Below are 20545 nucleotides of genomic sequence, written 5' to 3'. Positions count from 1 at the left end.
ATCCGATTTTACACGCTTTAGTGATTTGGAAAAATAGGAGCAGAAAAATACGTTAAAGGGAGCTTTAAATACCCTTTAAAAAGCATTTGAAGACCCTTTGAGAACATCTTTAAAACTCTTTGAGAAAAAATAAATTGGTACAAAACCTAGTGGCAAAATATACAAAACCCGCTGACAAGCTACATTGAAAAAACACACATGAAATCAATAAGTTATAGCACCATAAAAGTGCTGTGGCGGAGGGGGTGGGATTCGAACCCACGGTACAGTCTCCTGCACGCCGGTTTTCAAGACCGGTGCCTTAAACCGCTCGGCCACCCCTCCAAACTGGATATGCTTTTTGACAAATTTCTTGCAAAAGGTCAATCATTTTAATACGCATTTTAAAGCGTTCTTTGTAAAACCATTTAAGTTTCAATTAAAATAATTCTTCATAAGTCAATTCTTTGAGTGTGTTATCTAAGAGTTTCATTTTAAAACATGATAGTTTTTTCTGTTTAAAAAATTTTTACAAAGCAATATTTTTTTAAGTTCTAACGATCGTTATTCGTAATAATAATAAGAAATGTTCAGTTGAAAATGTTTGATAAATTATATTAAATTCTTTGCAGGGGTGTATTTTAAAATTATTTTACTTTTTCAGACAGTTATTCTATTCAGATTGTTCATATCTGCAAAAAAATGTTATTGTTCTGACAGTTTATGAGAGATAAATTTGTAAGAATGACATAAATATATTCAAGGAAAGTTTTTATTGAGTTTAAATAAGTATAATTCTATAAGAAAGCTCTTTAAAAGATTTTAATTTTTTAAATAAAAATATTCAGATATCTAGTGCGTCTAAAGGGTGTCTCGGAGGGAATGGCTGGTTTGCACTATTTGAATAAAATTTTATGTGAGATTTGCATCGACAGTTTAAAACCTCTTCTAGATATGACTGGAGATTAGGTATGTTTATAATGCTTTTTCTGTAGGAAAAGCGAAAAGTTAGTTGGAATGGAAGAAAAGATTATTGAACAATACGCTTAAATCAATAGACATCTTGTTAAGGTATTGCATAGTTTTTCAAGAATAGAACTTAAAAACGCTAAATTATTCAGAGGCAGAAAGCATAAACTCTAACAGACAAGGTTTTAAAAGCCTATTCATTCATAGTATGTGTAAAATAAAAAATTTATTTATAAAATAAAATGGTGGGCGATGAGAGACTCGAACTCCCGACATCCTCGGTGTAAACGAGGCGCTCTACCAGCTGAGCTAATCGCCCAATGCAATGATTAGCAATTGAATGGGAACTCTTTAAGGAAAAATTTTTCTAAACGCAAGAATAAAGATGGTATTTGATAATTTTTTTTAAAAATGCATAATCCTTCTTGACATAAACGCATGAACCGCTTACACGACCGCTTGTACCAAATTAAATTGGTTCAAAAAAAATGCGCGGGTGTAGCTCAGTTGGTTAGAGTGCTGGCCTGTCACGCCGGAGGTCGCGGGTTCGAGCCCCGTCACTCGCGCCATTTCGTGATTCCTTATGAAATTTCCTTTTTAAAATATCCATATGCTATTGAGTGATGTGGTGGAGTAATTGATAGGGGGATAGATATGTTTTTTCTTTCTTTTTATATGGTTTATAAGAATAGGACTTGCGTCTTTCTTTGCTCTGCGTTACCTATGCCGATAAGAAAAGTATCGCTCTATACGCCTTTAAAGCAGTATGAATAGAGTTAATAGAGTGATTATTAAATTTGTCTGTTTGGTCTCGCAATATTGAATCATTGTGTTAAACTCAGGCATTTCATTACGATGGAAGAGGGTTATGGCTTATTTATTGAGCTCTTATTTACCGGTCTTGATTTTCATTATTGTGTCAGCTGTTATTGCTGGAGTTTTGTTGATTACACCTTACATTGTAGCATACCGTTCCCCCGATCCTGAAAAGTTATCGGCTTACGAATGTGGGTTTAATTCATTTAGTGATGCACGCATGAAGTTTGATATTCGTTTCTATTTGGTATCAATTTTATTTATTATTTTTGATCTTGAAGTTGCTTTTCTTTTTCCTTGGGCTGTTTCATTCGAATCAATAGGTATGTTTGGCTTTTGGTCGATGATTGTGTTTTTAGCGATTTTGACTATTGGATTTATATATGAATGGAAAAAAGGAGCCCTTGAATGGAATTAAGATCTAATAATTCAACGATTGCTGCTCCAAAACCAAAAGGAATCATCGATCCCAACACTGGTGAGCTGATAGGGTCTGACGATAAGTTTTTTCGTGATATTAATGCTGAATTATCAGATAAGGGGTTTTTAGTTACCTCAGCAGATGCTTTGATTACTTGGGCACGTACCGGTTCTTTAATGTGGATGAGTTTTGGTTTGGCTTGTTGTGCTATCGAAATGATGCAATGCTCAATGCCTCATTATGATAATGAGCGTTTTGGATATGCACCACGAGCTTCACCCCGTCAGTCAGATGTGATGGTGGTGGCAGGTACTCTAACAAATAAGATGGCTCCTGCTTTAAGAAAAGTGTACGATCAGATGCCAGAGCCACGTTATGTGATTTCTATGGGGTCATGTGCAAACGGTGGGGGGTATTATCATTATTCCTATTCAGTAGTGCGTGGATGTGATCGTATCGTGCCTGTCGATATATATGTTCCAGGGTGTCCACCTACAGCAGAGGCATTATTATACGGTATATTGTTGCTACAGAAAAAAATCCGTCGTACCGGATCCATAGAGCGATAGAGAGTTTTCTTGTCATGATGGATGAAACTTTGATTAAACTTGCTGCTTATTTGGAAAACAAGTTAAAAAATAAGCTTGAAGAGACTGTTATTGCTTTTGGTGAATTGACCGTTGTGGCACGTCTTGATGCAATTATCGATGTCTTAATGTTTGTTCGTGATGATTCGCGCTGTCAATTTATTAATCTCACAGATATTAGTGGAGTGGATTATCCTTCTCGCAATAAGCGCTTTGATGTTTCTTACCAATTGTTATCTCCTCGTGAGAATTTACGCTTACGTGTAAAAGTTCGTACGGATGAAAATACTCCTGTTGCTTCAGCTTGTACGGTTTATCCTGGCGCAGAGTGGTATGAACGTGAAACGTATGATATGTATGGGATTTTATTTTCAGGACATCCGGATTTGAGACGGATTTTAACAGATTATGGGTTTGAAGGATATCCTTTACGCAAAGACTTCCCTGTGACAGGATTTGTTGAGTGTCGTTATGATAATGAAGCGAAGAGGGTGATTTATGAGCCTGTTGTTTTGCGCCAAGAGATGCGTAATTTTGATTTTCTTTCTCCTTGGGAAGGAGGACGGTATACTTTGCCATGTGATGGAAAAGCGGATGAAAAATAATAATATTTGTTTTGATAAGGCATTATATTAGAGTACTGTATTTCTTAAATAATTAAATATTTTTTAGTATGATAGATTTTTTTGATATTTGATATGAAGTTTTTTAAAAAGCAAGGGGTTGATTGTGGCTGAGGTCAATGTTCGAAACTTTAATATCAATTTTGGTCCGCAGCATCCTGCCGCGCATGGGGTTTTGCGCATGGTTTTGGAGTTGGACGGTGAAGTTGTTGAGCGTGTAGATCCACATATTGGGTTATTGCATCGCGGTACCGAAAAATTAATGGAAACAAAAACTTATCTTCAAGCGGGTCCTTATCTAGATCGTTTGGATTATGTTGCTCCTATGAATCAGGAACATGCTTTTGTCCTTGCTATTGAAAAGTTATTGGATATTAAAGTTCCTAAAAGAGGGCAATTAATACGTGTTTTGTTTTCTGAAATTGGGCGTATTCTTAATCATTTGCTTAATGTAACGACACAGGCAATGGATGTTGGTGCTTTAACACCACCTCTTTGGGGGTTTGAGCAACGTGAAAGATTGATGATTTTTTATGAGCGTGCCTGTGGCGCACGTCTTCATGCAAATTATTTTCGCCCTGGTGGTGTGCATCAAGATTTACCAGAATCTTTAGTTGAAGATATAGGTAATTTTATTGATCCTTTTCTTGTTGCTCTTGGTAAACTTGATGCGCTTGTAACGCCAAATCGGATTTTTAAGCAGCGTAATGTGGATATTGGCGTGGTAACTATTGATGAAGCTTGGGCACGTGGTTTTTCTGGGGTTATGATTCGTGGGGCTGGTGTTCCATGGGATTTACGTAAAAGCCAACCTTACGAATGTTATGATGAAATGGAATTTGATATTCCTGTAGGTAAGAATAGCGATTGTTATGATCGTTATCTAATTCGTATGGAAGAAATGCGTCAATCAGCAAAAATTATGCGCCAATGTGTGGAGCGTTTGCTGAGTACTGAAAAAAATGGACCGGTTTCGAGCTTGGATCGCAAAATTGTACCACCGAAACGGAGTGAAATGAAAAGTTCGATGGAAGCACTGATTCATCATTTTAAGCTTTATACGGAAGGTTTTCATACGCCTCCTGGAGAAGTATATGTTGCTGTGGAAGCTCCGAAGGGGGAGTTTGGTGTTTATCTTGTTTCTGATGGAACCAATAAGCCTTATCGTGTAAAGTTGCGTGCTCCTGGGTTTGCGCATCTCCAAGCCATGGATTTTTTAACCAGAGGCCATATGCTGGCGGATGCTACAGCTATTTTGGGTTCGATTGATATTGTTTTTGGGGAGGTTGATCGCTAATGTCCGTACGCCGTCTTGCAGATGATGTTTATCAGCCCGCTGAGTTTTCTTTTACAAAAGAAAATCAGATATGGGTAAAAAATACTATAGAGAAATATCCTGTAGGGCGTGAGCAGTCTGCTGTAATTCCATTATTAATGCGTGCTCAAGAGCAAGATGGTTGGGTGACACGTGCTGCGATTGAGCATATTGCTCAGATTCTTTCCATGGCTTATATTCGTGTTCTGGAAGTTGCAACTTTTTACACTCAGTTTCAGCTTAAGCCTGTTGGAACAAAAGCGCATATTCAAGTTTGTGGTACGACCCCTTGTATGTTACGTGGATCTGATGAATTGATTAAAGTTTGTCAGAAAAAAATTCATCACGAACCTTTTGTTACCAATCAGGATGGAACCTTATCATGGGAAGAGGTAGAATGTCTTGGTGCTTGTGTGAATGCACCGATGGTTATGATTTTTAAAGATACTTATGAAGATCTTACAGCTGAGCGTCTTGAAGAAATTATTGATGCATTTGAAGCTGGGAAAGGTTCTGAGATAGCAGTTGGTCCGCAAAGTAGCCGTAAGTCGTCGGAACCGATTAGTGGTTTAACTTCTCTTATTGATGATGAGAAAGAAAAAAAGATCTCTCAAGTCTTCACCAAAAAAGGATAAGGAAAGAGTGGGGACATAATTAAGTATTTTTCTTGAGGAAATATTTTATTATTCTACCCATGATGGCAACATTTAATGAAAAGTAAGAAGTCTTGAAAAGATATTTAAAAATTGCATTTGAGGAAAAGCGGAAAATGCTATGGGTAATAGAAAAAAAGGTGGGGTATGCTAGCTGATAAAGATCGTATCTTCACCAATATTTATGGTTTAAAAGACAAATCATTAAAGGCTGCGATGTTGCGTGGGCATTGGAATGGTCTGAAAGAGATGATTGACAAAGGTCGTGATTGGATCATTGATGAGGTGAAGGCATCGGGTTTACGCGGTCGTGGTGGTGCTGGTTTTCCTACCGGAATGAAGTGGTCCTTTATGCCAAAGCAGAATGATGGGCGTCCTCATTATTTGGTTGTTAATGCCGATGAATCTGAACCTGGAACTTGTAAAGACCGTGATATTTTACGTCATGATCCCCATACTTTGATTGAAGGATGTGCAATCGCTACTTTTGCTATGGGAGCCAATGTTGCTTTTATTTATATTCGTGGTGAATATATTCGTGAACGTGAAGCGCTACAAGCTGCCGTTGATGAATGCTATGATGCAGGTTTACTTGGCAAAAAAACGAAATATGGGCATGCTTGTGATATTATTATTCATCATGGAGCTGGTGCTTATATTTGTGGTGAAGAAACAGCTCTTCTTGAAAGTCTTGAGGGAAAAAAGGGACAACCTCGGCTTAAACCACCATTTCCTGCCAATATGGGGATTTATGGCTGTCCAACAACAGTAAATAATGTAGAGTCCATTGCTGTTGTTCCAACGATTTTGCGGCGGGGTGCTTCGTGGTTTTCGTCAATCGGACGAGCAAATAATGTTGGAACGAAATTATTTATGGTTTCAGGGCATGTTAATGCACCTTGTACATTTGAAGACGCTCTTGGTGTTTCATTCCGTGAATTAATTGAAAAACATACGGGTGGTGTTCGTGGTGGATGGAATAATCTTTTAGCAGTTATTCCAGGTGGGGCTTCTTGTCCAGTCGTCCGTGGTGAGGATATGATCGATGCGATCATGGATTTTGATGGGATGCGAGATGTTGGGTCTTCTTTTGGCACGGGGGGAATGATTGTTATGGATAAATCAACCGATATTATCAAGGCAATTTGGCGTATAGCTGCTTTTTTCAAGCATGAGAGTTGTGGTCAGTGTACTCCGTGTCGTGAGGGGACAGGGTGGATGATGCGTCTTTTAGGGCGTATGGTTGAGGGAAGAGCGCAAAAACGCGAGATTGATCTTTTGTTTGAAGTCTCTAAACAGGTTGAAGGACACACTATTTGTGCGCTTGGTGATGCTGCCGCATGGCCTGTACAGGGGTTGATACGTAATTTTCGTCCGGAAATTGAGCGTAGAATTGATGAATACACGCGAAATGTAGTCCAAAGCAAAAACATTGCTTTAGAAGCAGTAGGATAGAAGATTTTTTAAAGAGCAGCCGAATGCAAATTTTAAGTGGGTTATCCGCAGGTTGGATGGGTGATGATAAATATCAAAGTTGATGGCAAAGAGATTGAAGTTCCTGATTATTACACGTTGCTTCAGGCTGCTGAGGCGGCTGGGGCAGAAATTCCACGTTTTTGTTTTCATGAATCTTTGTCAATTGCTGGAAATTGTCGTATGTGTTTGGTTGAGGTTAAGGGTGGTCCTCCAAAACCTCAGGCTTCTTGTGCTATGGGGGTTCGTGATTTACGATTAGGGCCTAACGGTGAAGCACCTGAGATTTTTACCAATACGGCGATGGTAAAAAAAGCACGTGAAGGTGTTATGGAATTTCTTCTCATTAATCATCCTTTGGATTGTCCAGTGTGTGATCAGGGGGGAGAATGCGATCTTCAAGATCAAGCAATGCTTTATGGACGAGATTGTTCTCGTTATACAGAGAATAAGCGTGCTGTAGAAGATAAATATATTGGACCTCTTGTTAAAACTGTTATGACACGGTGTATTCATTGTACACGGTGTGTTCGTTTTACAACGGAAGTCGCAGGTGTTTCTGAGCTTGGTTTGATCGGTCGTGGTGAAGATGCTGAAATTACGACGTATCTTGAAAAAGCTATGACATCTGAATTACAGGGAAACGTTATTGATCTTTGTCCGGTGGGAGCTTTAACTTCAAAACCTTATGCGTTTCATGCTCGTCCGTGGGAATTGGTAAAAACGGAATCGATTGATGTGATGGATGCGCTTGGTAGTGCGATCCGTATTGATAGCCGTGGCCGTGAAGTTATGCGGATTATGCCGCGTACAAATGAAGATGTAAATGAGGAATGGATCTCTGATAAAACGCGTTTTATTTGGGATGGATTGCGCACTCAGCGGCTTGATAGGCCATATGTACGCAAAGATGGAAAGCTTCAGCCTGTCAGTTGGACAGAAGCTTTTGCAAAAATTAAAATGGTGATCTCTAAAATTTTTCCAGAAAAAATTGGAGCCATTGCTGGAGATCTTGCGTCTGTTGAGGAAATGTATGCCCTTAAAGCGTTATTGAGCTCTTTAGGCTCAACGCTTTTTGATTGTCGCCAAAGAGGGGGGGCTTTATCGCCTGAGTTTGGGCGTTCAAGTTATATTTTTAATCCTACAATTGCAGGTATTGAACAGGCTGATGCACTGCTTATTGTGGGATCTAATCCCCGTCATGAAGCGGCTGTTTTAAATGCGCGTATTTTAAAGCGCCAACGGATGGGAAATTTTCCTATTGCATTAATTGGAGAGAAAGTCGATTTACGTTATCCTTATTCTTACCTTGGATCTGGGAGTGATACATTAACGACACTTATTCGTGGAGAGGATGGTTTTTTTAATGTCTTAAAAGAAGCGAAGAGGCCTCTTATTCTTATCGGAGAGGGAGCTGTTTTAGGAAATGAAGGTTTATCTGTTTTAAAAAGTCTTGCTAAATTAGCTGATAATATTGGTGCTCTTAGTGAAGAATGGAATGGGTTTGGGGTTCTTCATAATGCAGCATCGATTGTTGGAGGGTTGGACATAGGCTTTACTTCTAAGCTTGGGGTTGCAAATATTATTAAAACCTGTGAAGTTTTATTTTTGCTTGGTGCTGATGAAGTAGAATTAGCCAATACAAAAGCTTTTACGATTTATATTGGTAGCCATGGTGATAACGGCGCACACGCTGCTGATGTTATTTTGCCAGCATCTGCTTACACTGAAAAATCAGGGCTTTATGTGAATACAGAAGGACGTGTTCAAATGACAAATCGGGCTGGTTTTGCTCCAGGTGAAGCAAAAGAAGATTGGGCTATTTTGCGTGCTTTATCGGATATTTTAGGACAAAAGCTCCCTTTTGATTCTCTTTCTCAATTAAGACAATGCTTGTTTAATGATTATCCACACCTTTGTGCTGTTGATGATATAATACCTTCTGATATAAGTGGTCTTAAGGCGCTTGGTTCAAAAATGGTTTCTCTAGAGAATCAAACTTTTACTTCTATGGTTAAAGACTTTTATTTAACAAATCCGATAGCACGTGCTTCTGTTGTTATGGCTGAATGTTCATCTCTTGCAAAAAACCGTGCTACGCAAACTGTAAAGTAAGGCAAAGGAAAAGGAATAATGATGTATGATTTCTTTATGACTTGGCTGTTGCCATTACTCATTATAGTTGGAAAAACACTTCTTCTTTTGGTCGTTCTTTTGATCTTAGTTGCTTATCTTCTTTACGCAGATAGAAAGATTTGGGCAGCGGTACAATTGCGTCGTGGACCAAACGTTGTTGGTCCATGGGGTTTGTTACAGTCTTTTGCAGATTTAATTAAATTTGTTGTTAAGGAGCCTATTATCCCTGCAGGTGCAAATAAGGGTGTTTTTCTTTTGGCTCCTTTTGTTTCAGCGACACTTGCTTTATCAACTTGGGCTGTTATTCCTGTCAATGAGGGCTGGGAGATTGCGAAGATTAATGTTGGCTTGCTTTATATCTTAGCCATTTCATCTCTTGAGGTTTATGGTGTTATTATGGGGGGATGGGCATCAAATTCAAAGTACCCTTTCTTAGGAGCCCTTCGTTCGGCGGCACAAATGGTTTCTTATGAAGTTTCCATTGGTTTTGTGCTTGTGACTGTCATTTTAGTAAGTGGTTCGTTGGATCTCACAACAATTGTTCATAAACAAAGTTCTGGAATTGGTACAACTCTTGGTCTTCCTTTTAACAGCTTTCTCGATTGGAATTGGTTGGTCCTTTTTCCAATGTTTATTATATTTTTTATTTCTGCGCTCGCCGAGACAAACCGTCCTCCATTCGATTTGGTGGAAGCAGAATCTGAACTTGTAGCTGGTCATATGGTTGAATATTCTTCAACGCCTTACATGCTCTTCTTTCTTGGTGAATATGTTGCGATTGTTTTAATGTGCGCATTAACAACCATTCTATTTTTAGGTGGTTGGCTGCCACCCTTAGATGTTTGGTGGCTTAATTGGGTTCCTGGTATCATTTGGTTTGTTTTAAAAGTCTGTTTTATATTTTTTGGGTTTGCTATGGTTAAAGCATTTGTTCCACGTTATCGCTATGATCAGCTCATGCGGCTTGGTTGGAAGGTTTTTCTTCCTCTCTCACTAGCAATGGTTGTGATAACTGCTGCTTTTTTAAAGTTTACAGATTTCGTTTAAGAGGAGATTTTACGATGTCAGGTTTTATTCAGGCGGCAAAGTCACTTCTTCTATTGGAATTTGTGAGTGCTTTTTTCTTAGCCATGCGTCAATTTTTTTCACCAAAACCCACGATTAATTATCCTTATGAAAAAGGTTTTGTATCTCAGCGTTTTCGTGGTGAGCATGCATTGCGTCGCTATCCAAATGGTGAAGAACGGTGTATTGCTTGTAAATTATGTGAAGCAATTTGTCCTGCGCAAGCGATTACAATTGAGGCTGGACCGCGACGTAATGATGGTACGCGTAGAACTGTTCGTTATGATATCGATATGGTTAAGTGTATCTACTGCGGTTTTTGTCAAGAGGCTTGTCCGGTAGAGGCTATTGTTGAAGGTCCAAATTTTGAATTTGCAACAGAAACGCGTGAAGAACTCTATTATGATAAAGAAAAGCTTTTAATGAATGGAGATCGTTGGGAGCGAGAAATTTCTCGAAATATATTGATGGATGCGCCTTATCGTTAAGTGTATCGTTAAATGAGGTGTCGGATATTTTCCGATAAATTGTAATCTGGTATGAAGTTTATACCAATTGTTTGAATAATTAAGGAGAAGCCTATGCTAACAGATCTAGCGGCGGCATTTTTCTATTTGTTTGCTTTTATTATGCTAACAAGTGCAGTTATTGTTATTACAGCACGCAATCCAGTGCATTCTGTTTTGTTTTTAATCCTCGCATTTTTTAATGCAGCAGCTTTATTTTTACTTGCAGGAGCAGAGTTTTTAGGGCTTATTCTGCTTGTTGTATATGTTGGAGCTGTCGCTGTTTTATTTTTATTTGTCGTTATGATGCTTGACGTTGATTTTGCTGAGTTAAAGAGTGGAACTTTTAGGTATGCTCCTATTGGAGCTCTTATTGGTGTTATTATCGCTGTAGAATTGATTGTTGTATTTGTGAGTAGCTATTTTTCTCCAGTCTTGAGAACGCATGTTACCCAACCAATGCCAGATTTAGCCCAGCGAACAAATACACAAGCATTAGGTGATATTCTCTATACGGATTATGTTTTCTATTTTCAAATTGCTGGAATGATTTTATTGGTTGCAATGATTGGAGCTATTGTTTTAACACTTCGTCATAAATCGGGTGTAAAGCGACAATCTATAGCAGAGCAAGTTTCTAGAACGGTAGAAAGTGCCATTGAAATCAAACAAGTTGAATCAGGCAAAGGTATGTAAGGGGGGGCTATGTAGATGTATATTGATATTACACATTATCTCATTGTTTCTGCTTTGATGTTTACAATTGGTATTGCTGGAATTTTTCTCAACAGAAAAAACGTGATTATTATCTTGATGTCCATTGAGCTTATATTGCTTTCAGTTAATCTCAATTTTGTTGCATTTTCAGCATTTCTTCATGATCTTGTTGGTCAGATATTCGCTTTATTTGTCTTAACCGTAGCAGCTGCTGAAGCTGCCATTGGTTTAGCAATTCTGGTCGTTTTTTTCCGTAATCGTGGTTCCATTTCGGTTGAAGATGTTAATGTAATGAAAGGCTAACCAGTGATGTATTATACGATTGTCTTTCTTCCGCTTTTGGGTTTTTTAATTGCTGCACTTGGTGGAAAAACGATAGGAGATCGTGCGAGTGAATTGATAACATGTAGCTTTATGGTTGTTGTTGCGATATTATCGTGGATAGTATTTTTCAGTATTGCACTTGGTCATATTCCAGCGATTGATGTATTGGTATTACATTGGATTACTATTGGTGACTTAAGCTTTAATTGGGCTTTACATATTGATGCGTTAACAGCTGTCATGCTTATTGTTGTGAACAGTGTTTCGGCGTTGGTACATATTTATTCAATTGGTTATATGCACCATGATCCTTCAAGGTCTCGTTTTTTTTCTTATCTTTCTTTGTTTACATTTATGATGCTTATGTTGGTCACATCCAATAATTTGATTCAGATGTTTTTTGGATGGGAAGGTGTCGGACTTGCTTCTTATTTACTCATTGGTTTTTGGTTTCAGCGCGATTCTGCTAATAAGGCCGCAATGAAAGCTTTTGTAGTTAACCGTGTTGGAGACTTTGGTTTTCTCTTAGGAATCTTTAGTATTTTTGTTTTATTCCAATCGGTTGATTTTTCTTCTATTTTTGCAAAAGCTGCAAACAATAGCTTTATACAAAATATAACATTTTTAGGTTGGCAATTTGATGGGCAGACGGCAATTACCATTACATGCCTTTTATTATTTATTGGTGCGATGGGAAAATCAGCACAATTTCTTTTACATACTTGGCTGCCTGATGCAATGGAAGGACCAACCCCTGTATCAGCGCTTATTCATGCCGCTACAATGGTAACGGCTGGTGTTTTTATGATTGCGCGTATGTCGCCAATTTTTGAACTTTCTTCAACTGCTTTGACCGTGATTATTATTGTTGGAGCAACAACAGCGTTTTTTGCAGCAACTGTGGGATTGGTGCAGAATGATATTAAACGTGTTATTGCTTATTCTACGTGCTCTCAACTTGGTTATATGTTTGTGGCATTAGGTGTTGGAGCTTATGGCGCTGCTGTCTTTCATCTTTTTACGCATGCTTTTTTTAAAGCCTTATTGTTTCTTGGTGCAGGTTCTGTCATTCATGCTGTATCTGATGAACAAGATATGCGAAAAATGGGGGGGTTACGCAAACATATAAAGGTTACCTATTGGATGATGATGGTCGGGACCATTGCATTGACAGGTGTTGGAATTCCAGGAACACTTTTCGGGACTGCAGGTTTTTTCTCAAAAGATGCGATTATAGAGTCTGCTTTTGCATCCCATAATATTGCTTCAGGATATGCTTTTTATCTTCTTGTTTTTGCAGCTTTATTAACAAGTTTCTATTCATGGCGCCTTATCTTTATGACATTCCATGGTAAACCACGGGCAACAGTTGATGTTATGCATCATGTTCATGAATCACCTCCAGTTATGTTGATTCCACTCTTTCTTTTATCTATTGGAGCAATATTTTCTGGTGTCGTTTTCCAACCTTACTTTTTTGGTAACTTATATAATGCTTTTTGGAAGGGAGCATTATTTACAAGCAGCCACAATCACATTCTTCATGATGCCCACCATGTCTTTAATTGGGTAAAATGGTCGCCATTTATAGCGATGGTTCTTGGGTTTACTTTAGCTTATTTATTTTATGTTTCTATTCCATCTCTTCCTAAGAAAATAGTTCGTATTATGCCTGGAGCATATAACTTTCTTTACCAAAAATGGTATTTCGATCAATTATATAACTTTTTGTTTGTTCGTCCTACCTTTAAAATTGGTTCTTTTCTTTGGAAAGTGGGAGACGGTAAGATTATTGATGGTCTAGGTCCTAATGGTATCGCAGCGCGTGTTGTTGATATTACAAATAGAATTGTTCGAGTGCAAACAGGCTATCTTTACCACTATGCATTTGCAATGCTTATCGGCGTTGCATTACTCATTACATGGATGATGATCGGGGGCGTAAACTAATGACCGATTGGCCTATTCTTTCTACGGTTACATTTTTGCCACTTGTTGGTGTGCTTCTGATTTTGTTTATCAAAGATGATAGTGAAGTAGCACGCCATAATATACGTAATGTCGCATTTTTTACGACTCTATTTGTTTTTATTATTTCTTTAATTATTTGGATAGGATTTGATTCTAGCAACCAAAATTTTCAAATGGTTGAAAAGTCCAGTTGGTTAGGGGGGGGCATTAGCTATCATATGGGGGTTGATGGTATTTCTATTCTTTTTGTTGTTCTCTCGGCTTTTCTTTTGCCTTTTTGTATTTTAGCAAGTTGGGAAAATGTTAAAGAGAGATTAAAGGCTTATATGATTGCATTTCTTCTTCTAGAAGTTGCGATTATTGGCGTTTTTTGTGCTCTTGATGCAATGCTATTCTATGTTTTTTTTGAAGGCAGCCTTATTCCAATGTTTATCATTATAGGTGTATGGGGTGGAGCACGTCGTGTTTATGCAAGTATAAAGTTTTTCTTATATACTTTACTTGGTTCAGTGCTTATGCTGGTTGCTCTTATGGCTATGTATTGGGAGGCTGGGACACTTGATATACCAACTTTACTCAATTACCAGTTTCCTGCTCATATGCAGATATGGTTATGGCTTGCATTTTTTGCTTCTTTCGCAGTTAAAATGCCAATGTGGCCAGTTCATACATGGCTCCCTGATGCTCACGTGGAAGCACCGACAGCGGGTTCCGTTATTTTAGCTGGTGTCTTACTCAAATTAGGTGGGTATGGTTTTCTTCGTTTTTCTTTGCCTATGTTTCCTATCGCTTCAGCAGATTTTGCTCCTTTGGTTTTCACGTTATCACTTATTGCGATTATTTATACATCACTGGTTGCACTTGTTCAAAATGACATCAAAAAGCTTATTGCTTATTCTTCAATAGCGCATATGGGGTATGTGACAATGGGCATTTTTTCTGCGAATGAACAAGGGGTACAAGGGGCTATTTATCAGATGCTATCCCATGGAATTGTTTCAGCAGCGTTGTTTCTTTGTGTTGGGGTTATCTATGATCGCTTGCATACACGTGAAATTTCAGCGTTTGGTGGTTTAGTGAATAATATGCCTAAATATGCTGTTGTTTTCTTAATTTTCACTATGGCAAATGTTGGTTTGCCTGGAAGCTCAGGATTTTTGGGTGAATTTTTAACCTTAATAGGTGTTTTTCAAGTAAATAAATTGGTTGTTGTTTTAGCAACAACAGGTGTTATCTTATCGGCAGCCTATGCCCTTTATCTTTATCGGCGTGTGGTTTTTGGTTCCTTGGATAAAGAGAATTTAAAAGTATTAATAGATCTTTCTTTAAGAGAAAAATTCATCCTTTATCCAATGGTTATTCTTACAATATTCTTTGGTATCTATCCAACGCCTATTCTTAAAGCAACGGCGTTTTCCGTAGAAACCCTCATCAATAAATTGCACTAGATAAGGGAAGAACGCACATGCAAACTGAAATAATAGCGCAATTAGTCTTAATTCTTCCGGAGCTTTTAATCGCATTAGGAGCTGTCGTGTTGCTTATGATTGGTGTTTATTCCAATACACGTGCTTCTTTAACAGTGACAGGTCTAGCCATGGCACTTCTTGTGGCAACCATTATTATTCTTATAGTTTTTCCGAAAAATGGTTCATTTCAAACCAATGCGCTCGTTATCGATTCCTTTAGTCGTTATATGAAAATTTTAATACTTATTGGTGCACTCTTTTCTCTTATCATGTCTGTTGGTTTTGCCAATGCACAAAAGTTTAATATATTTGAATTTCCAGTGCTTGTTCTTTTAGCAACCCTTGGAATGATGTTTATGATTTCAGCGGGTAATATGCTGTCGCTTTATATGGGGTTAGAACTGCAATCTTTAGCTTTATATGTTTTAGCAGCGATTAATCGTAATAATGTAAAATCTTCTGAAGCCGGTATAAAATACTTTGTTTTAGGAGCATTATCTTCAGGATTGCTGCTTTATGGTATTTCTTTACTTTATGGTTTTACCGGTCAAATTGGTTTTCACGAAATTGCTCTTGCTTTAAAAGGTAAAAATTTACAATTGGGGGTTATTTTTGGAATTGTTTTTATTTTAGCTGGTTTGGCTTTCAAAATTTCTGCTGTTCCATTTCATATGTGGACACCTGATGTTTATGAAGGAGCGCCAACCCCGATTACGGCATTTTTTGCTGGTGCCCCTAAAGTTGCTGCAATGGCTTTAATCATCCGTATTATTGTGATGACCTTTATTCCCCTAGGGCGTGTTGATAATGTGATGCCTGCATGGCAACAAATTTTGATCTTCATGGCGATTGCATCAATGATACTTGGTGCATTTGCTGCAATTGGTCAAAATAACATTAAGCGCTTAATGGCTTATTCGTCGATCAGTCATATGGGCTATGCACTTGTTGGTTTATCTGCTGGAGATATGCTAGGAATAAAAAGTGTTATTCTTTATATGACGATTTATCTTGGAATGACGATTGGCTCGTTTGCTTTTATTCTTGGAATGCGCTCTCAGAATGGCAATGTTGAAAATATTTATGATCTTTCAGGGTTAGCAAAGACAAATCCGTTTATGGCTATTGTTATGACAATACAGCTTTTCTCGTTAGCCAGTGTACCACCTATGGCTGGTTTTTTTGGGAAGTGGTATACATTTTCTGCTGCTGTCCATGCTGGTCTGACGCCACTTGCAGTCGTTGGGATGATAGCATCTGTCGTTGGAGCTTTTTACTATTTACGAGTCATTAAAATTATGTGGTTTGATGACGCAAAAGCCCGTTTTGTTGCTTTATCGAATGAGCTTCAATTTTGTCTCGGTCTTTCTGCATTGTTTATTTTATTTTATACACTTTTTGGAGTTTGGTTTGCTGAATTAGCAGAAAAAGCAGCAGCTGCATTGTTTTAATGAATATGGTTTATATTTTATCAGATTTTGCTCAAGAACAAGGATACACTATTGAGGCGTACGATAGTGTTGATTCAACAAATCTCATTGCGCAACGAAAAGCGCAAATTGGTCATCAAGGTAATCTTTGGATTGTTGCACAAGAGCAATCACAGGGAAGAGCAAGAAGAGGGAGGACTTGGTCTAGTCCCAAAGGGAACCTTTATTCTAGTCTTTTATTAATTGATGATATTGTTCATCAAACTGCAGCTCAACTTGGTTTTGTTGCTGGAATAAGTGTGGCAGAGGCAATAAAACAATTGATAAAAGATGAAAAGAAGACAAACAATATTGTGAGTTTAAAATGGCCAAACGATATTTTGCTCAGAGGAGCAAAAAGCTCTGGAGTTTTGCTTGAGATTTTAAAGTTGTCATCACAACAATATGCATTGGTTATTGGTATTGGAATAAATGTGAAATATAATTATGAAGATGCACCCTATCCCACTTCAAGCTTAAAGGATATCGGTTTGCATATTGAAGCAGAACAATTATTTACGGTTTTGACGGAGTGTTTTTCTAAAAATTACCTCCTTTGGAAACAACCAAAAGGATGTGAAATAATCCGAAAAAAATGGCTTTTATATTCTGCTCACCTTGGGGAACATGTCAAAGTGGTGAATGATGAAAAAGTCATTGAGGGTGTTTTTGATGGTCTTGATAGTAATTTTAACTGCATCATAAAGCAAAAAAATGGTCAGACAGCCATTATAACAGCTGGAGATGTTCATTTTGGTTCGGCTGCTTCTATTAATGCAGGTCGTTATTAAAAAATTGTTTTACCATCAGATACCTTAATGATTTTGGGAGATGTTTATGGTTGCAGCCAATAAGAATGAATTTGTTTTTTTACCTCTGGGAGGTGTAGGTGAAATAGGGATGAATTTAGCTGCTTACGGATTTGGTTCTCAACATCTTCGTGAATGGCTGCTGGTTGATATGGGGATTAGTTTTGCTGGTTCTGAATTACCAGGAGTCGATCTTGTTTTTCCTGATATTCGTTTTCTAGAAAGTGAAAAACATAATATACGGGGTCTTGTTTTAACACATGCACACGAAGATCATTATGGGGCCGTTCTTGATTTATGGCCAAAGTTACAAGTTCCAATTTACTGTACGCCTTTTACGGCAGGATTATTGGAAACTAAAAAACAATTAGATTTTGAATCTCAAAAAATTTTACTCAATATTTTTCAAGCTGGTGATTGCTTTCAGGTAGGTTCCTTTGCTGTAGAGGCTATAGCTGTAAACCATTCAATACCAGAATCTGTATCTTTAGCAATTACAACCTCTTTGGGGACTGTGATTCATACTGGTGATTGGAAAATTGATCATACTCCTTCACTTGGAGCTGTGACGGATGAAAAAAGATTTCGTGCGTTAGGAAAAAAAGGTGTTTTAGCATTACTTTGTGATTCTACAAATGCGTGTCGGGATGGTATATCTCCATCAGAGCAGCAGGTTCAGGCCAGTCTTTCTGAGATTATTTCCAAAGCTGAAGGGCGCGTTGCAATAGCAACTTTTTCTTCTAATATTGGTCGGATACGTTCTATTGCTCTTGCAGCTGAAGCAGCTGGACGTAAGGTGCTTGTCATTGGGCGTTCCCTTAAGCGAAGTATTATGGTTGCACAAGAGCTTGGTTATATGAATGGTTTAGCACCATTTGTAACGGAAGATGATTATGGTTACATTTCGCGAAAAGATCTTGTTTTAATTGTCACAGGGAGCCAAGGTGAGCCATGTGCTGCTTTGGCTAAACTGTCACGTGATGGAATGAGAAATATTGCACTTTCTGCTGGTGATACCGTTATCTATTCATCACGAAGTATTCCAGGAAACGAGAAAGCTATTATTGAGGTACAAAATCGTTTCATTGATTTGGGTATTGAAATTATTACGAATGAAGATGCACTTGTTCATGTTTCAGGTCATCCTCGTCGTTCAGAACTTTTACAGATGTATGATTGGATCAAGCCACAGATACTTGTTCCTGTACATGGGGAAGCAATGCATCTTAAGGCTCAGGCAACTTTAGCGCGTCAAGCGGGTATTAAAATTGTTACAGATATCAGAAATGGAGATATGTTACGTTTTGCACCAGAGCCTGTAGAAGTTGTTGATCAAATTCCTGTTGGCCGCATCTATAAGGATGGTTGCCTAATTGGAGATGAAAATGAACTAGGGATTCGTGAACGTCGCAAACTAAGTTATGCTGGTCATGTTACTATTTCTCTCCATATAAATAGTAAGCATGAGTTATTAGAGGATATAGGTCTAACAACATTCGGGTTACCTGAAAGTAATGGAAAAGGAGAAAGTTTAAAAGATATTCTTTTAGATATTGTAGAAAATACAGTTTATAATATCCCACGCATGAAACAAAAAAATAATGAACTTATTCGAGAGGCAATACGACGTGCTGTGAGAGCGGCTGTTCATGAAATTTGGCAAAAAAAACCTATCTGTACAGTTTTTTTACATCGGTCAAAATAAGGAACTTTCATATTACGTTATTTAAAAAGAGAAGAGCATTTTTATTTTATTGCTAAATAAGAAAAATAGAGAATAAAGCCCAATAAATTTTTAAATAATAAGATCGTTATATTTGCAAGTATTCAGAATGCGGCTATAGATGAATAGAGGGTGTGATAAATTGTTCCGATATGATAGGTGTGATTAGGAGTTAATTATTTCAATGCGTCTTTCTCAATATTTACTTCCACTTTTGAAAGAGAATCCTAAAGAAGCAGAAATTGTTTCTCATCGCTTCATGTTACGCGCTGGAATGATTCGACAACAAACATCAGGGATTTATTCTTGGCTTCCTTTTGGAAAAAAAGTGCTCGATAAAGTTTGTAGAATTATTCGTGAGGAGCAAGAACGTGCGGGTGCAATAGAAATATTGATGCCTACAATTCAATCTGCTGATCTTTGGCGTGAAAGCGGTCGTTATGATGATTATGGTTTAGAAATGCTTCGCATTAAAGATCGTCAAAAGCGTGATTTACTTTATGGTCCAACCAATGAAGAGATGGTAACAGATATTTTTCGCTCATATGTTCGTTCTTATAAAGATCTTCCACTTAATTTGTATCATATTCAGTGGAAATTTCGTGATGAAATTCGCCCACGTTTTGGTGTGATGCGGGCACGAGAATTTTTAATGAAAGATGCTTATTCTTTTGATCTTGATTATGAAGGCTCTAAAACATCTTATAATCGTATGTTTGTTGCTTATTTGCGCACTTTTTCTCGTCTTGGCTTAAAAGCAATTCCTATGCGTGCAGATACAGGTCCAATAGGGGGGAAACTCAGTCATGAATTTATCATTTTGGCTGAAACGGGAGAGAGTGCTATCTTCTGTGATAAACAATTTCTTGAACTTACTGTTCCTGATAGTTCGATCGATTTTAGTAATAAAGCTGTTTTGGATGATATTGTTAAACAATGGACATCTTTTTATGCAGCGACGGAAGAAATGCATAATGAAGAGGAGTGGGCTAAAGTTTCTGATCATAATCGTCTTTCAGCGCGTGGTATTGAAGTCGGGCATATTTTCCACTTTGGCACGAAATATTCTGCTCCAATGGGAGCAAAAGTTATGGGACAAGATGGAAAAGAGCATGTAGTCTCTATGGGATCTTATGGTATTGGACCTTCGCGTCTTGTTGCGGCCGCTATAGAGGCTTCTCATGATGAAAATGGTATTATTTGGCCAAAGTCGATGGCACCGTTTGATTTTGGGATTATCAATATGAAATCCGATGATGAAAAATGCACAAAGGCATGTGAGTTTCTCTATCAGGGATTAAAGGAGGCTGGTTTTGATCCATTATTAGATGATAGAAATGAACGTCCTGGATCAAAATTTGCAACAATGGATTTGATTGGTTTGCCAACGCAAATCATTGTTGGTCCTAACAGCATTGCCCAAAATGAAGTTGAAATTAAAGATCGAAAAACAGGATTAAAAAAATCTCTAAAGGTTGAAGATGTACTCAGCCAACTTTCTATAAATTAATAGGAAATGT

16 protein-coding genes, 3 tRNA genes and 1 pseudogene are annotated in these 20545 nt (G+C 37.8%); 18 read left to right on the top strand and 2 right to left on the bottom strand.

All coding sequences use genetic code 11. From position 1 onward, the window contains the following. Nucleotides 1-234: 234 nt before the first annotated feature. Nucleotides 235-324, bottom strand: a tRNA-Ser gene (locus tag ACFIKO_RS05080). Nucleotides 325-1191: 867 nt separating this feature from the next. After that, nucleotides 1192-1267, bottom strand: a tRNA-Val gene (locus ACFIKO_RS05075). Between the two features lie 173 nt (nt 1268-1440). Between ACFIKO_RS05075 and ACFIKO_RS05070 the strand changes: the two genes are divergently transcribed. The 18 genes and pseudogenes from ACFIKO_RS05070 to proS all read left to right on the top strand — a co-directional run bounded on the left by ACFIKO_RS05070 (nt 1441) and on the right by proS (nt 20535). Further along, a tRNA-Asp gene (locus ACFIKO_RS05070) sits at nt 1441-1517 on the top strand. A 299-nt stretch (nt 1518-1816) separates the two neighbouring features. After that, complete coding sequence (locus tag ACFIKO_RS05065) at nt 1817-2182, top strand: NADH-quinone oxidoreductase subunit A (protein WP_005773599.1); 366 nt, start codon at nt 1817-1819, stop codon at nt 2180-2182. Beyond that, nucleotides 2173-2754 (top strand): NuoB/complex I 20 kDa subunit family protein, encoded by a 582-nt coding sequence (locus ACFIKO_RS05060; protein WP_375619772.1) that lies wholly within the window; start codon nt 2173-2175, stop codon nt 2752-2754. Before ACFIKO_RS05065 ends, ACFIKO_RS05060 begins: the two co-directional genes overlap by 10 nt. 14 nt (nt 2755-2768) lie before the next feature. After that, the gene (locus tag ACFIKO_RS05055) at nt 2769-3377 is read left to right on the top strand and encodes an NADH-quinone oxidoreductase subunit C (protein ID WP_375619773.1); all 609 of its coding nucleotides are present in this window, start codon (nt 2769-2771) and stop codon (nt 3375-3377) included. A gap of 124 nt (nt 3378-3501) precedes the next feature. After that, a complete protein-coding gene (locus ACFIKO_RS05050; protein WP_273787995.1) occupies nt 3502-4692 on the top strand; it encodes an NADH-quinone oxidoreductase subunit D in 1191 nt (396 codons plus the stop codon). Then, a pseudogene (gene nuoE, locus ACFIKO_RS05045) lies at nt 4692-5364 on the top strand (NADH-quinone oxidoreductase subunit NuoE). Before ACFIKO_RS05050 ends, nuoE begins: the two are co-directional and overlap by 1 nt. A 146-nt stretch (nt 5365-5510) precedes the next feature. Then, complete coding sequence (nuoF, locus tag ACFIKO_RS05040; protein WP_015856355.1) at nt 5511-6818, top strand: NADH-quinone oxidoreductase subunit NuoF; 1308 nt, start codon at nt 5511-5513, stop codon at nt 6816-6818. A 63-nt stretch (nt 6819-6881) separates the two neighbouring features. Further along, on the top strand, nt 6882-8951 hold the full coding sequence (gene nuoG, locus ACFIKO_RS05035) for an NADH-quinone oxidoreductase subunit NuoG (protein WP_375619774.1): 2070 nt from the start codon (nt 6882-6884) through the stop codon (nt 8949-8951). 21 nt (nt 8952-8972) lie between these two features. After that, on the top strand, nt 8973-10019 hold the full coding sequence (gene nuoH, locus ACFIKO_RS05030) for an NADH-quinone oxidoreductase subunit NuoH (protein WP_375619847.1): 1047 nt from the start codon (nt 8973-8975) through the stop codon (nt 10017-10019). A gap of 14 nt (nt 10020-10033) precedes the next feature. Continuing rightward, a complete protein-coding gene (gene nuoI, locus ACFIKO_RS05025; RefSeq protein ID WP_019223540.1) occupies nt 10034-10525 on the top strand; it encodes an NADH-quinone oxidoreductase subunit NuoI in 492 nt (163 codons plus the stop codon). Between the two features lie 93 nt (nt 10526-10618). Beyond that, nucleotides 10619-11239, top strand: a complete 621-nt coding sequence (locus ACFIKO_RS05020; RefSeq protein ID WP_375619775.1) for an NADH-quinone oxidoreductase subunit J — start codon at nt 10619-10621, stop codon at nt 11237-11239. A gap of 15 nt (nt 11240-11254) precedes the next feature. Continuing rightward, on the top strand, nt 11255-11563 hold the full coding sequence (gene nuoK / locus ACFIKO_RS05015; protein WP_375619776.1) for an NADH-quinone oxidoreductase subunit NuoK: 309 nt from the start codon (nt 11255-11257) through the stop codon (nt 11561-11563). A 6-nt stretch (nt 11564-11569) separates the two neighbouring features. After that, nucleotides 11570-13534: an NADH-quinone oxidoreductase subunit L gene (nuoL, locus tag ACFIKO_RS05010; protein WP_375619777.1), complete on the top strand. Its 1965-nt coding sequence runs from the start codon at nt 11570-11572 to the stop codon at nt 13532-13534. Beyond that, entirely contained in the window at nt 13534-15003 is a 1470-nt protein-coding gene (locus ACFIKO_RS05005; RefSeq protein WP_375619778.1) for an NADH-quinone oxidoreductase subunit M, read from the top strand. The genes nuoL and ACFIKO_RS05005 overlap by 1 nt, the downstream gene beginning before the upstream one ends. Nucleotides 15004-15020: 17 nt before the next feature. Continuing rightward, nucleotides 15021-16475 (top strand): NADH-quinone oxidoreductase subunit NuoN, encoded by a 1455-nt coding sequence (nuoN, locus tag ACFIKO_RS05000; RefSeq protein WP_375619779.1) that lies wholly within the window; start codon nt 15021-15023, stop codon nt 16473-16475. Continuing rightward, on the top strand, nt 16475-17284 hold the full coding sequence (locus ACFIKO_RS04995) for a biotin--[acetyl-CoA-carboxylase] ligase (RefSeq protein ID WP_375619780.1): 810 nt from the start codon (nt 16475-16477) through the stop codon (nt 17282-17284). The genes nuoN and ACFIKO_RS04995 overlap by 1 nt, the downstream gene beginning before the upstream one ends. A gap of 46 nt (nt 17285-17330) precedes the next feature. After that, entirely contained in the window at nt 17331-19007 is a 1677-nt protein-coding gene (locus ACFIKO_RS04990) for a ribonuclease J (protein ID WP_375673445.1), read from the top strand. 202 nt (nt 19008-19209) lie between these two features. Beyond that, nucleotides 19210-20535 (top strand): proline--tRNA ligase, encoded by a 1326-nt coding sequence (gene proS, locus ACFIKO_RS04985; protein ID WP_375673444.1) that lies wholly within the window; start codon nt 19210-19212, stop codon nt 20533-20535. Nucleotides 20536-20545: the final 10 nt, after the last annotated feature.

Source organism: Bartonella sp. TS82HLJMH (assembly GCF_042193495.1).
In the GTDB taxonomy this organism is placed as follows: Bacteria; Pseudomonadota; Alphaproteobacteria; order Rhizobiales; family Rhizobiaceae; genus Bartonella; species Bartonella grahamii.
This window is presented reverse-complemented; position numbering and strand designations above follow the sequence as displayed.

Coding starts and splice junctions, on each gene's coding strand:
- ACFIKO_RS05065 (WP_005773599.1), top strand. CDS start 1,817: ATGGCTTATTTATTGAGCTCTTATTTACCGGTCTTGATTTTCATTATT.
- ACFIKO_RS05060 (WP_375619772.1), top strand. CDS start 2,173: ATGGAATTAAGATCTAATAATTCAACGATTGCTGCTCCAAAACCAAAA.
- ACFIKO_RS05055 (WP_375619773.1), top strand. CDS start 2,769: ATGATGGATGAAACTTTGATTAAACTTGCTGCTTATTTGGAAAACAAG.
- nuoF (WP_015856355.1), top strand. CDS start 5,511: ATGCTAGCTGATAAAGATCGTATCTTCACCAATATTTATGGTTTAAAA.
- nuoG (WP_375619774.1), top strand. CDS start 6,882: ATGATAAATATCAAAGTTGATGGCAAAGAGATTGAAGTTCCTGATTAT.
- nuoH (WP_375619847.1), top strand. CDS start 8,973: ATGTATGATTTCTTTATGACTTGGCTGTTGCCATTACTCATTATAGTT.
- nuoI (WP_019223540.1), top strand. CDS start 10,034: ATGTCAGGTTTTATTCAGGCGGCAAAGTCACTTCTTCTATTGGAATTT.
- ACFIKO_RS05020 (WP_375619775.1), top strand. CDS start 10,619: ATGCTAACAGATCTAGCGGCGGCATTTTTCTATTTGTTTGCTTTTATT.
- nuoK (WP_375619776.1), top strand. CDS start 11,255: ATGTATATTGATATTACACATTATCTCATTGTTTCTGCTTTGATGTTT.
- nuoL (WP_375619777.1), top strand. CDS start 11,570: ATGTATTATACGATTGTCTTTCTTCCGCTTTTGGGTTTTTTAATTGCT.
- ACFIKO_RS05005 (WP_375619778.1), top strand. CDS start 13,534: ATGACCGATTGGCCTATTCTTTCTACGGTTACATTTTTGCCACTTGTT.
- nuoN (WP_375619779.1), top strand. CDS start 15,021: ATGCAAACTGAAATAATAGCGCAATTAGTCTTAATTCTTCCGGAGCTT.
- ACFIKO_RS04995 (WP_375619780.1), top strand. CDS start 16,475: ATGAATATGGTTTATATTTTATCAGATTTTGCTCAAGAACAAGGATAC.
- ACFIKO_RS04990 (WP_375673445.1), top strand. CDS start 17,331: ATGGTTGCAGCCAATAAGAATGAATTTGTTTTTTTACCTCTGGGAGGT.
- proS (WP_375673444.1), top strand. CDS start 19,210: ATGCGTCTTTCTCAATATTTACTTCCACTTTTGAAAGAGAATCCTAAA.